This is a genomic window from Corynebacterium sp. HMSC06C06 (assembly GCF_001807295.1).
GTDB lineage: Bacteria > Actinomycetota > Actinomycetes > Mycobacteriales > Mycobacteriaceae > Corynebacterium > Corynebacterium striatum.
In genome coordinates this window covers 53208-65476 of the sequence record NZ_KV788482.1, presented here as the reverse complement: position 1 = coordinate 65476, position 12269 = coordinate 53208, and the positions used below count along the sequence as shown (strand labels likewise).

13 protein-coding genes and 1 pseudogene are annotated in these 12269 nt (G+C 58.8%); 12 read left to right on the top strand and 2 right to left on the bottom strand.

Translation table 11 applies throughout. The annotated features are described in order from the left end of the window. The first annotated feature begins 7 nt into the window (after positions 1 to 7). The 9 genes and pseudogenes from dcuC to menE all read left to right on the top strand — a co-directional run bounded on the left by dcuC (position 8) and on the right by menE (position 7882). Complete coding sequence (gene dcuC / locus HMPREF3153_RS04025) at positions 8 to 1426, top strand: C4-dicarboxylate transporter DcuC (RefSeq protein ID WP_070420088.1); 1419 nt, start codon at positions 8 to 10, stop codon at positions 1424 to 1426. Between the two features lie 60 nt (positions 1427 to 1486). Beyond that, entirely contained in the window at positions 1487 to 2467 is a 981-nt protein-coding gene (locus HMPREF3153_RS04020; protein ID WP_070420087.1) for a 1,4-dihydroxy-2-naphthoyl-CoA synthase, read from the top strand. Positions 2468 to 2482: 15 nt separating this feature from the next. Continuing rightward, positions 2483 to 2632: a hypothetical protein gene (locus tag HMPREF3153_RS12705; RefSeq protein WP_005527653.1), complete on the top strand. Its 150-nt coding sequence runs from the start codon at positions 2483 to 2485 to the stop codon at positions 2630 to 2632. A 177-nt stretch (positions 2633 to 2809) separates the two neighbouring features. Continuing rightward, positions 2810 to 3061, top strand: a pseudogene (locus HMPREF3153_RS12995) (hypothetical protein); the annotation flags it as partial. Between the two features lie 114 nt (positions 3062 to 3175). After that, positions 3176 to 4342 carry a metal ABC transporter substrate-binding protein gene (locus HMPREF3153_RS04010; protein ID WP_049192219.1) on the top strand — a complete coding sequence of 389 codons (1167 nt, stop codon included), beginning with the start codon at positions 3176 to 3178 and terminating at the stop codon, positions 4340 to 4342. Positions 4343 to 4348: 6 nt separating this feature from the next. Further along, entirely contained in the window at positions 4349 to 5035 is a 687-nt protein-coding gene (locus tag HMPREF3153_RS04005; RefSeq protein ID WP_049151533.1) for a metal ABC transporter ATP-binding protein, read from the top strand. Next, complete coding sequence (locus HMPREF3153_RS04000; protein ID WP_235429996.1) at positions 5032 to 5865, top strand: metal ABC transporter permease; 834 nt, start codon at positions 5032 to 5034, stop codon at positions 5863 to 5865. The genes HMPREF3153_RS04005 and HMPREF3153_RS04000 overlap by 4 nt, the downstream gene beginning before the upstream one ends. Beyond that, the gene (locus HMPREF3153_RS03995; protein ID WP_049159080.1) at positions 5865 to 6692 is read left to right on the top strand and encodes a metal ABC transporter permease; all 828 of its coding nucleotides are present in this window, start codon (positions 5865 to 5867) and stop codon (positions 6690 to 6692) included. Before HMPREF3153_RS04000 ends, HMPREF3153_RS03995 begins: the two co-directional genes overlap by 1 nt. Positions 6693 to 6748: 56 nt before the next feature. Further along, positions 6749 to 7882, top strand: coding sequence for an o-succinylbenzoate--CoA ligase (menE, locus tag HMPREF3153_RS03990; RefSeq protein ID WP_070420086.1), 1134 nt, complete (start codon positions 6749 to 6751; stop codon positions 7880 to 7882). On the opposite strand, the gene HMPREF3153_RS03985 is transcribed toward menE, so the two are convergent. Continuing rightward, a complete protein-coding gene (locus tag HMPREF3153_RS03985; protein ID WP_070420100.1) occupies positions 7883 to 8554 on the bottom strand; it encodes a metal-dependent transcriptional regulator in 672 nt (223 codons plus the stop codon). A gap of 216 nt (positions 8555 to 8770) precedes the next feature. Here HMPREF3153_RS03985 and HMPREF3153_RS03980 point away from each other — a divergent pair, with 216 nt between their 5' ends. Both HMPREF3153_RS03980 and HMPREF3153_RS03975 read left to right on the top strand, forming a co-directional pair. Further along, positions 8771 to 9661 carry a 1,4-dihydroxy-2-naphthoate polyprenyltransferase gene (locus HMPREF3153_RS03980; protein WP_070420085.1) on the top strand — a complete coding sequence of 297 codons (891 nt, stop codon included), beginning with the start codon at positions 8771 to 8773 and terminating at the stop codon, positions 9659 to 9661. Between the two features lie 575 nt (positions 9662 to 10236). Further along, positions 10237 to 11466 carry an MFS transporter gene (locus tag HMPREF3153_RS03975; protein ID WP_070420099.1) on the top strand — a complete coding sequence of 410 codons (1230 nt, stop codon included), beginning with the start codon at positions 10237 to 10239 and terminating at the stop codon, positions 11464 to 11466. Positions 11467 to 11483: 17 nt separating this feature from the next. Here HMPREF3153_RS03975 and HMPREF3153_RS03970 read toward each other — a convergent pair whose 3' ends face one another. After that, entirely contained in the window at positions 11484 to 11813 is a 330-nt protein-coding gene (locus tag HMPREF3153_RS03970) for a DUF4229 domain-containing protein (RefSeq protein WP_005527641.1), read from the bottom strand. Positions 11814 to 11854: 41 nt separating this feature from the next. On the opposite strand from HMPREF3153_RS03970, the gene HMPREF3153_RS03965 reads away from it, so the two are divergent. Beyond that, entirely contained in the window at positions 11855 to 12139 is a 285-nt protein-coding gene (locus HMPREF3153_RS03965) for a hypothetical protein (protein WP_005527640.1), read from the top strand. The last annotated feature ends 130 nt before the right edge of the window (positions 12140 to 12269 follow it).

The window sequence follows — 12269 nt, the reverse complement described above, 5'->3', positions numbered from 1 at the left end:
AACCCGCATGCTTTACCTCATTATTGCCTTGGCGGCCATCGCCGCAGTGATGTGGCTGATTTACAAAAAGGTTCATGCCGCCGCAGCCATCTTCGGTGTCGGCGTCCTCCTCCTCATGATTGCCGCTCTCACTAACCGCGCGGATATGCGCACCGTAGAAATCGAAGCCACAGGCAATGCTTTTTATGACCAACTTTTGGTCGTAGATGCCCTGTTCAAATCCCGCTTTAGCGGCATCGGCATGGCCATCATGGTTTTGTTCGGCTTCGTGTCTTATATGCGGCACATCGGCGCCGACGCCAAGACCGTTGTCGTATTGTCTTCGCCCTTGAAACGCTTCCGCGGTAGCTACTGGCTCGTCCCGGTAGGTTTTCTTATCGGTTCGCTACTCTCACTGGTGATTCCCTCCGCCGCTGCGTTGTCGTTGCTGCTCGTCGCCACTCTCCTACCCGCCCTTATCGCCGCTGGTCTCACGCCTTTGACGGTGGCCGCGCTGGTAGTGACCTCGTCTACCATCATCCCGACGCCCCTTGAGGCAGGTCTGATTCAAGGCGCGGATCTGACAAACATGAGCGTGACCGAGTTTGTGTACGGCTCGGTTGCCCGCGCTACCGTCCCGGCGCTTCTCATTACCGCATTTGTCCATATGTGGTGGCAGAAGCATTGCGACAAAGTAGATGCACGCAAAGCCCACGCTGACGACGCCACCGCAGGCTCCGATACTCTGTCCGAATCCGACCGCGCCACCCGTGAAGCACTTGAGCGAGCAAAGGGACTGCCCGGTTTCTACGCCGTCCTTCCTCTTATGCCACTGTTGCTGATTATTGTTTCGGCAATCTTGAACCGCACCGGCGTCATCCCATTTGAAGCAGATATCCTGCCGGTGACCGTGGTCTCGCTGTTTATCGCCATGTTGATTGAGGCAATCCGCATCCGCTCCATCACAGAGTCGATGAATTCCACCGCGCACTTTTTCAAGGGCATGGGCGAAGGCGCCGCTGGCGTGGTTGCCCTGCTGGTTGCGGCAGCGGTCTTGGTCGAAGGCATCACCCAGATGGGCGTCATCGACATGCTCGTCAATGCTGCCGAGGGCTCTACTGGCGCCGCCGTAATTATTGTTCTCATCTTCGTCGGCGCTACGGCACTGATGGCAGCGTTGACAGGTTCCGGCACAGCCCCTTACTTTGCCTTCTCTGAGGTTGTTCCTGGCCTGGCCGCCCAGACCTCGATTAATGCACCACAAATGCTTACTGCCATTTGGGGCACCTCGAACCTCATACGTCAGGTCTCGCCGGTCAACGCCGCAGTTCTGATCGTCTCGGGCGCAATCAACGTCAACCCCATCCGCCTGGTCAAACGCACCTGCGTTCCGATGATCGCCGCAGCTGTGCTCAACGTGGTTTTTTCCTTCTTGTTCATCGGCTAAAAGCTAACCCGCTCTCTACCAACCGCCGTGACTAATCGCTGCGGCGGTTATTGTGTACCTATGACTTCCCAGGCAAAGGCAACTTCTAAATACAGCACCGACAACCCTTTCAAGGCCGAACTGTGGGACCCAGTGGAAGGCTTCTCGGATCTCACCGACATCACCTACCACAGGCTAATCGGAGACAAGCGCGAAGACGGCATCGTCCGCATCGCGTTTGACCGCCCGGAGGTGCGCAACGCGTTCCGCCCGCACACGGTGGATGAGCTCTACCGCGCGCTCGACCATGCACGTCGCACTCCTGATGTCGGCACGGTGTTGCTCACCGGCAACGGCCCCAGTGAGAAGGACGGAGGCTGGGCATTTTGCTCTGGCGGCGACCAGCGAATTCGCGGCCGCTCCGGTTACCGCTACGCCACCTCGCACGAGCACAACGACGCCGAGGCAGATGCCTCCACCGTGGACGAGGCACGCGAGAAGGTCGAGGGTGGACGCCTACACATCCTCGAGGTCCAACGCCTCATCCGCACCATGCCCAAGGTGGTCATAGCCGTGGTCAACGGCTGGGCGGCTGGCGGTGGGCATTCGTTGCACGTGGTCTGCGACATGACCATTGCGTCCCGCCAGGAGGCGCGCTTCAAGCAGACCGATGCCGACGTGGGCTCCTTTGATGCTGGCTATGGCTCGGCCTACCTGGCCAAGATGGTGGGCCAGAAGTACGCCCGCGAAATCTTCTTCCTGGGCCGCACTTACGACGCCCAGCGCATGTACGAGATGGGCGCCGTCAACGAGGTTGTGGATCACGCCGATCTTGAGGACGCCGCCATCCAGATGGGTCACGAAATCAACGGCAAGTCCCCGACCGCGCAGCGCATGCTGAAGTTCGCGTTCAACCTCACCGACGACGGACTCATGGGCCAGCAGGTCTTCGCCGGCGAGGCAACGCGCTTGGCTTACATGACCGACGAGGCCGTCGAGGGCAAGGAGGCGTTCCTGGAAAAGCGCGACCCAAACTGGGAGCAGTTCCCGTATTACTACTAGTCAGGAGTTAGCACGATGTGGGTTTTCGCCATCGGCTTGGCCACACTTGCACTGGCGGGCGTCATCGGCTCGCGAGTGTGGATGCTCAAGCACATCAAGAATGCGCAGGACCGCGGGGAGCGGCCTTTCGACCAAGAAGATGAGCTGCGAAACCCGTACATCTAGGGCAAACATGACACAAAACACTTAAACTTTTAAGTGAGGCATCACCGGCAATCGCGGACACATAAACACTTCATGTGCAAAGCGTCCAGCATGAAACTTGCCAACTCATTCGCCATACTCGCAGCCCGCGTCGTCCTGGACGCAATCCTCATCGCCCACGGTTGACAGAAGTTCTCCGAATGGACCATCGACGGCACCACTCAGTCCTTCGAGGGCATGGGCGTCCCAGCCGCTTCCATCGCAGCGCCAGCTGCAGCCATCATTGAGCTCGTCGGCGTCATCGCCGCAGCGGGCCTCATGCTCGTCGCAGCTGGCCCCGGAATGCACTCCCTTGACCAACTCTTCTTCAGCAAGAAGGCAAAAGTAGCAAGTAAGGCCACCACCTCCCAACCTCTCGCTTCACCCATTGAAGTGAGAGGAATTTTTTAATTTCAGCGACTCAAAGAGGAGATAGGGCTACCTAAGTTCATAGTATTGAACAATCTAGTTCAGTGGTGCTAGTGTTTGTTGAGTTCACTTCTCCTAATGCAAAGGAAGTTCATGATGAGCTCAAATCTCAGCACCCCACGCCGCCCCCTACAGCGCATTCTCGCAGGCACCTGCGCCCTCGCGCTCGGCGCCAGCCTCGCCGCTTGCAGCGCCTCGAATGAATCCACCGACGCTGCAAAGCCGAAGGATGACAACACCGTCAAGGCCGTGGCCACAACTACCCAGATCTGCGACTACCTCACCCAGATAGCCGCCGGCGGCGTCAAGCTCCACAAGGTCGACTCCCAGGGTGCGGAGACCACCTCCGGCGAGGGCCCAGTGACCCTCGACCTCACCTGTTTGCTCGCCCCTAACGCCAGCGCCCACGAGCACGAGATGACCCCACAGCAGATGCAGGCGCTCTCCCAGGCCGACTACATGTTCGTCAACGGAGTCGACCTCGAGCACTTCCTCGACCAAGCCGTGGACTCCTCCGGCTTCCACGGCGTCATGGCCGTAACCTCGGGCGTCAAGAGCGAAGGCATGGGCGATGGCAACGGCAAGTACACCATCGACGAGGGCATCGAGCACGTGAACCCGCGCCCGTGGCCTTTCCCGGGGGAGGACGGCGAGGCCCCAGAATTCAAGTACGACCCGCACGTGTGGACCTCCCCGAAGCAGGCCAAGATTCAGGTCGAAAACATCGTCAACACGTTGTCCCAGGCCTCCCCGCAGGCCAAGGACGCCTTCACCGCCGCCGGCAAGAAGTACACCGACCAGCTGGAGGACCTCGACAAGTGGGCCAGCGATTCCATGTCCGCAGTTCCTGAGCAAGACCGCGTGCTTTTCTCTTCCCACGACGCCTTCGGCTACTTCTCTAACGAGTATGGCGTGAAATTCATCGGCTCCGCACTGTCTGACTTCAACCACCAGCAGGACGCCACCTCGAGCCACATCGATGAGCAGGTAAAGAAGGTCCGCGAGTCCGGCGCCAAGGCCATCTTTGCGGAGAATTCCAACAACTCGAAGTCCATCGAGGCCATCGCCCGCGCCGCAGGCGTCAAGGCGGTTACATCCGACGACGCTTTGTACGGCGACTCGCTAGGTGTGCCAGGCAGTGAGGGCGAGACCTACATCGGATCCATCGTCCACAACATCAACACCTTGGTCAGCGCCTGGGGCTCCGAGCAGCAACCGTTGCCGGAATCGCTGCAGGCATTCGACTTTGCCAAGCGCAAGTAGCTCTATATGTCTTCCCCATTAGTCACTCTGCGTAATGCCACCTGCGGCTATGGTGCCCGGGATATCCTCACCGACGTTGATCTTGAGATCCGCGCGGGCGAGGCCGTGGCGCTCCTGGGTGCCAACGGTGCGGGCAAGTCTACTCTGCTCAAGGCAATCACTGGCCTGGCTGCCTTGCGCGGCATGGCCACCATCGACGCCTCGCTCGGATACGTCCCGCAGTACCAAGACTCCGACCTGAGCTTTCCCGTCACGGCTTACAAGGTCGTGGAAATGGGCCTTTTGCCCTCAGTGAGCTGGTGGCACAAGTGCACGAGCATGCGTAGCTACCGCGACCGCGTACTCAATGCCCTGCGACAAGTGGGGATGGAGCACCTCGCCGAGACGCGGTTTGGCCAGCTCTCGGGTGGGCAGCGCCAGCGCGTACTCATCGCGCGCGCGTTGGTTTCGGCCCCGGAGCTGGTGCTTCTCGACGAACCCTTCAACGGGCTTGATCAAGAAAGTCGCCGAATCCTGATTCAGATCATTGCGGATCTCAAGGAAGCAGGAATCGCCCTGCTCGTCTCCACTCACGACCCCATCTTGGCGCAGCACACCTGCGACTGGGCGGCGTTTGTGCTCGACGGCAAGGTCCACACCATGGGAACCGAGGAAGCAGTGGAAACCTATATGGAGCAAGGCGCGCGACTGTGATAGAGCAGATTCTCTTCGCCCCGTACCTGCGCAATGCCTTTCTCTTCCTGCTGTGTCTATCGATTGCGGGAGCTGCCATTAGCGTCCTCGTTAATCTTCGCCGCATGGAATTTACGGTGGAAGCCCTCGTGCACTCGGTTTTTCCGGGCATCGTGGTAGGGCTCATCGTGGGCGGCATCCCGGGCATCGTGCCGGGTGCGGCCGCGGTGGCCACGGTGACGGTGCTCGTGCTGGCTTCTCTGGGTTCTGGGCGGGGCCAGTCAGCGCGGAAGCTGGATATGGAAGCCGGAACGGCCGTGGTGCTGACCTTCATGTACGGCATCGGCGTGGTCATCAGTTTGGCCTATGGCGACAAGTCCGGGCAGCTGGAGGCCCTCATGTTTGGCCGGCTTCTCGACGTCACGCAGTCCAGGCTGGCAACCTCCGTCACGCTCTGCGTGATTGCGGCACTGCTCATCCTGACAACCTGGCGCATGCAGATTCTCGTCGCTTTCGATACCACAGCGGCCCGCGCCATGGGCATCAACGTGGCGGCTTATGAGCTCATTGCGAATATCGCGGTTGGCCTAATCGTGGTGGCGGCTAGCTCGGCAGTGGGTGTGTTGCTGGTTATCGGTTTTATTGTCATTCCAGGCCTCTCGGCGCGCTTGATCGCTAGATCCCCGCGCAGCATGTGCTTCTGGGCTGCGGGTTTGTCCACACTGGCAGTGGTGGTGGGATTTGCCATCATGTTGTCCCAAACCACGCATCAGATTTCGCCGCAGGCAATCGTCAGCTTGATGCTGGTTGCCACCGTGCCGTTAGCGGGCTTGAAGGGGGTATTTAGCTGATGGGCCTATCTCATCTTGATCCAGAGATCCTGCGGTTGCCCCTCCTTGAGGCCATCGCTGTGGGATGTTTATCTGGCTTGGTTGGAACCTTGATGGTCATGGGCAAGCGCGTCTTTTTCGCTGAGAGCCTGTCACACGGAATCTTCCCCGGCGCGGTGCTCGGTGTAGTGGTGGCCAACCTTCTGAGCTTGGATCTCTCCACGGGTTTGATGGTGGGCGCGGCACTGTTCTGCCTGCCTTTGGCCTGGCTTATGCGGTGGCTGAGTACCGTCGAGGGCATTTCTTCGACTGCTGCCGCCGGCGTGACGCTCACCCTGGGATTTTCCCTGGGCATCTTGTTGCTGCGCTGGTTCCAACCGCTACCTATCCACGTGGATAGCTTTCTCGTGGGCTCGCTGACCACTGTCAATGCGCAGGATGTCTGGTTTGTCGGCGCCCTGGTGGTGGTCAGCCTTGGCGTGCTGGTGGCATTTCGCCGGACGTTGGTCTCCTTCTACTTCGACCAAACGTTCTTCCGCGCACAAGGCGGAAAGCCCGGCCGCTACGACTTGCTTACCCTCACGCTTATCAGCGTGACCATGGTGGTGGTGATTCCCGCGGTGGGCACTATCTTGTCCTTGGCGCTGCTGGTAGCCCCGGCGGCGGCGTTGCAGCCGTGGATCAAGCGCCCGACCCAGCTCATGCTCGGTGCAGGTTTCGCGGGCATTGCGCTGGCATGCGGCGGGCTCTGGCTGGCGGCCGCACTCAGTTTGTCGGCGGGCGGCTGCATCGCGGTGCTGGCGGGTGTGTTCTATTTGCTCAGCATGGGGCTGCGCGCCTTGCTCTAAACGCCCGGCGCGCCGCCTCCCGGGACGAGCGATATGCCCGGGTAACCTGATTATTCGTGACTCATATCCTCGCCCCACTCCCAGTCGATCCCCGCAATCCCGCAGCTATTTTGGATGAGCTCGAAAAAGCCATCGCTGGGCAGACCACGCTCTTGCCCCTTCCCGCAGCGGACCGCACGCGGGCGGAATTGCTGCGCAACCACATGCGCGCGGGCGAATCGATTGCTGAGGACATTGCTTTGGTGGTGGCCACCTCGGGTTCCACGGGCACACCGAAGGGTGCGCAGCTAAGCCCGCTTAACCTGGTGGCGAGTGCGGATGCCACCCATTCTTTCCTGGGTGGGCCCGGCCAATGGCTACTGGCCATGCCCGCCCACCACATAGCGGGCATCCAAGTGCTCGTGCGTTCGTTGGTGGCGGGTGTGGAGCCACTGTGCCTCGACCTGTCCCAAGGCTTTAACATCGCCGAGTTCGCCCGCGCAGCAGAAGAACTCGCCCACACCGAGGACCGCATGTACACCGCGCTCACGCCGATGCAGCTGCACAAGGCACTCGATTCGCTGGACGGCATCCAAGCGCTACGCCATTTCAACTCCATCCTGGTGGGTGGAGCAGCGCCGCATCCCCAGCTATTAGAATCTGCGCGCAAGCTCAACATCACCGTGGTAACCACCTATGGCTCCTCGGAGACTGCGGGCGGATGCGTCTACAACGGCACTCCCCTGCCCGGCACTGAGGTGCGCATCGGGGAGGATAACCGCATTTTCTTGGGCGGGCCGACCATTGCGCAGGGCTACCGCAATGTGGAATCGCGCGACTTCGTCGATGGCTGGTTCGCCACTTCCGACGCCGGGGAGCTCGACGCCCACGGTCAACTCACCGTCACTGGGCGTCTGGACAACATCATCAACTCGGGGGGCCTGAAGTTGCACCCAGAACAGCTGGAACAGCTCTTGTTGCAGGTACCGGGCGTCGACAGTGCATGCGTGGTGGGCATCCCCGATCCACGCCTTGGCCAGATGATCGCCGCAGCTTACACCGGCTGGGCCTCGCGTACCGACATCCTCGAAGCGCTCGATGACCTGCCTCGGTGGCAGATTCCGCGCGAGATTATCCGCATTGCTGAGATGCCGCTGACCGGTCCCGGCAAGGTGGACCGTCGTGGTGTCGCAGGGCTCTTTAAGAACTGATTAGGCTTCGTTAGCGCGCACCGTCACGTCGGCGGCCGCGACTTCCGCAAGGGAGAACTCCTTGTCCCCTGCGTGCAGGTTAAGCAGGCCCGCAACGCGGGAATCGACTACGACCTCGACGCCTAGGCCGACGCCGTGGCTGTCGAGGTAGCGCAACAGCTCGGTGTCCCCGTCACATACCCGCTCGATGGTGACAGGGGTGTGAAGGGGGACGTCGTCAAGCGTGAGCATGCCAAGGTCCTCGATGCTGCCCTGCGCGTCGGGGATGGGATCGCCGTGGGGATCGCGCTGAGGATGGCCCAGGTGCTGATCGAGGCGATCGATGAAGCGATCGGAGCATGCATGCTCGAGGAGATCGGCGTCCTCGTGAACCTCGTCCCAAGTGTAGCCCAGCTCTTTGACCAGGAAGGTCTCGAGGAGACGATGGCGGCGGACCATGCCCATGGACAGTGCCTGGCCCTCGGGGGTCAGTGAAACTCCAGCGTAGCGCTCGTGTTCCACCAGCCCTTGGGCAACGAGACGCTTTACGGCTTCCGACGCCGTGGGCACCTTTTGGTTCAATCGCCCCGCCAGCTCCTTGAGCGCGATGGGCGCGCCGCCGGAGTGCTCGGAGAGGTCCCACAGGGCTTTGAGGTAGTCCTGGGTACGTTCAGGGAGATCGCTTAAGTGCATGACATTCATCGTAGTAAAGTCCTTGCCCTGCGAGCGATTCACATGATAACTTTTAAGAAAGTTCAACGCATTGAACTTTTGCCACGGGTGTGGCCCACAGCCGTCCTTTCTTGGGTACGTACGACGCGCTTTTGGCATACCCGTGGCTTTTATATGTCCGCCGTGTACGTCCCCTTGTGCACAACATGCCCGCGGTGGCGTGGCACAATAACTGACATGTCATTTTCTGCCTATCCCGCAACTGCCAAAGACTGGTTCCAAGGCGCTCGCCCACATACATGGGCAAATGCTTTCGCCCCAGTCATCGCTGGCACTGGCGCCGCGGCCGCGCTCAATGGCGCGCACTGGGGCCGCGCTTTTCTCGCACTCATTGTGGCGTGGGCGCTCATCATCGGTGTCAACTACGCCAATGATTACTCGGATGGCATCCGCGGCACCGACGACGACCGTACTGGCCCGCAGCGCCTGACCGGCGGCGGGCTGGCGAAGCCGCAGCACGTGAAGTGGGCGGCCTTTGCTTCGTTCGCAGTTGCCGCCGTGGCTGGCATTGCGTTGTCTTTGGTAGCGAACGCCGCGTGGCTCATCTTGGTAGGCGCGCTTTGTATTGCCGGCGCATGGTTTTATACCGGAGGCAAGAATCCCTACGGCTACCGTGGCCTCGGCGAGGTCGCCATCTTCATCTTCTTCGGTTTGGTGGCCGTACTGGGCACGCAGTTCACGCAGGCTGGCCGCATCAGCCTGACGGGTCTTGCGCTGGCGATAGGCATTGGTGGCATGAGCTCCGCAGTCAACTTGGCCAACAACATTCGCGACATCCCCTCCGACACTGAGGCCGGCAAGATCACCTTGGCCGTGCGCTTGGGCGATAAAAAGTCGCGCAACCTATTCACGTGGCTGCTGCTCATCCCGGTTATGCTGACCATTGTCATCGCATTCGATTCCTGGCTGACATTGGCTGCCTTGGTGTACTTCCCGTTTGCACTCCAAGCCGTCCGCACGGTCAACCGCGGCGCCCGCGGCCCCCAGCTCATCCCGGTGCTCGGGATCACTGGCCGCGCAATGCTGGTGTGGGCGCTGGTCAGCGCGATTGCGCTTTTTCTCGTCTAAAAATACTTACTGTCAGCCTTCCCTGTAGGGAAAACGTACGCCGAAGGGCAAGACCTCCAAGCGAAGTTAAAAGTTGCCGATTTAAAATTTTCTGAAATTTAAATCACAAACATTACTCAGAGTGATACACTTCACTCACTTCGTTTTATCTGTCCGCACAGAAAGGTCGAAAGTTGTTTATTTTCGATGAGATTCCAAAAATCGAATCTGTTGGGGGTCTACCCCATCACGGGTAAGAGGGCGAGAGGCTGTGGCCGAGAGTAAGGTCACAATCCAACTGCCCAATGCCGTAAGTCTGGAAAAGTGTCTCCGACAGCTTGAAATTTCTGACCAAAGGCTTTCAAAAATGGGCCCGAATAGACCAGGCGGCCCCAACGATTGGCAATTCGTTTTAAGCGAGTCATTCGACGACGGCAGCGCATGTGTTCACTTTGGCGTTTCTTGGTATGACTTAGAATCTTTCTTAGAAAAGAAAGACAGTTTCCGCGACAACCGGCATACCTCAATACTGCAAAATATAGGAATCGATCCTTCGAGAATATCCGTAGACCACTGGGTGAGGACCAAATAGAGTGTTGAAAACTCCACTAGGTAATGATGGGTCAAAAGGCAAAGTCTTTAGTCTCGTCATTGCCTACTTTTTTATGTCTCTGTGCGGAGCGATGACTTCAATCGCAATCTCACTCAACTTCGCCACTCGGCCAAACGGTGAAGCACTTGTGGCCACAGTTCTAGTAACAGGGGCCTGCGCTCAGGTATTTGTGTCCCCTCTTTTGACACCATTCTTTGATCGAGCAAATCCTTTTACGGTGGCAAAGCTTGGAACAATATTTGAGTGCCTTACTCTCATTTTCTTGTGCGGCTTTCCATCAACGCTCACTCTCATCGCAGGAAATATCGTAGTAGCTACGTTGAGTGGGATTACCATTCCAGCCTATTACGCAATTGCAGATTCAAGCCTAGATGCCTCGGACCAAGCCCGGGCTTTTTCCTACTTGGACACGGCTCGGCTATGTGGCAGCTTCGTAGGCCCTGTACTCGGCGGCGGATTCCTAGACGTCGCCTCACTACGCACAGTATTTGCATTGGAGGCCCTAGCCGTCGGGAGCTCAATTATTGTGGTGCAGCGTTTGCAAAGACAAGATTGGCCCCTAGTTCCATCAACTTCCCCCCACACTCTCAAGGCCGAGGCCCCAAGTCCTCTGCACAGCATTGTTGAAGCTCCAAAAATACTTCTTAACAATCCACGTTCGCGTCAGGCGCTGACAAGCATCTGGGCCGCGATTATCTTCACATCGATTTTTAACGTGGCTCTCGTGTTCTTCGCCACTCAGTCCCTGAATACCAGCGGGTTTTTATATGCAATAGTCGCCCAGTGTTTTGTCGTGGGACGGATTTTAGGCGCAAGATTTTCAGCAAGACTCACGAAAGCAAACGCCCTAGCGACCTTGATCAAAAGTGGAATAGGAATGGGGATCTGCATCTCGATCCCAGGCTTTGTGCCCGCGTTATTTCTCTGTATTCCGCTTTTCGCATTGGCTGGAATGTTTAATGGACTCCAAGTGTCTGCTCTAAGAATAGTGGTCGTCAGCGCCGTCGATCCAAAGATTAAGCCCAAAGCGTTAGTAACGATGGGGACGATTAACAATTCGGCAATGCTGGTTGGATACATTGTGGGTGCACCGACGGTATCTGCCGCTGGACCGAACGCTGCATTAATCATCGCCGGCCTCGGCACAGCACTGTTTACTGCGCTTCCTTCGTTATGGAACAAGCTCACAAAGCCGTTCCTCCGAAGTGATTGAATGCCACGATGTGAAAGCTAGCGGCCTGCCAACTCCGCTTGGACCCAGGCCTTATGAGCCTTGCGCTGAGCGGAATACTCAGCCAAGGTCTCGGTGGCTTCTACGCGCCATTTCTTAAACACGAGCATCGACAGCGGCAGCGCCACGAATAGGGCAAGCAGCGCTGCAAGCAGTACGGGAATGGGGAAACCTGCCAGGATGGCGATGAGCTCGATGACCACCGTGAGAAGGATAAAAAGCACCACGCGGGCCAAGCCGTACCTCCAAAGCGCGGCGCGGGAGCGACGGCGCAGCTCAGGGTCCGGCGTCGGCGGCTCTGGGTGGGATGCGGAAGAAGTATCAGTCATGTGGCTAAAGTCTACGCTTTCGATTCCGTAGGATATAACGCATGGGTCGTTTGATTTTACTTGTCTTGGTTGTCCTTGCCGTCTACTTGGTGTGGAAGGCGTTTGGCCCTTCCAGCTGGAAGAAGCCGGAACAGGTCGAGCAGCGCCCAGCCATCAAGGGTCCAGACGACGATGAAGAGTTCCTGTGGAACCTCGAGAAAGAGCGCTTCAAGGAACGCCGCGCCCGCGAGTTGCAGGCCGAGCGGGAAGCCGAGGAGCGCCGCCGTCAACAGCGCCGCGAGAGCCACCGCGACGAGCCTCCGCGCGACGAAACGGACGAGAAGTAGGGTGCATTCTCCGCCGGCGCGGAATGGTCGCCCTCTAAAGGTCCCTCTCTACGGGTAGCTTTACGAGTAACGGCAACCCTGAAAACGCGCTTCATGGTCCCATTGCCCCACAAAGGGACCTAAGCAATGG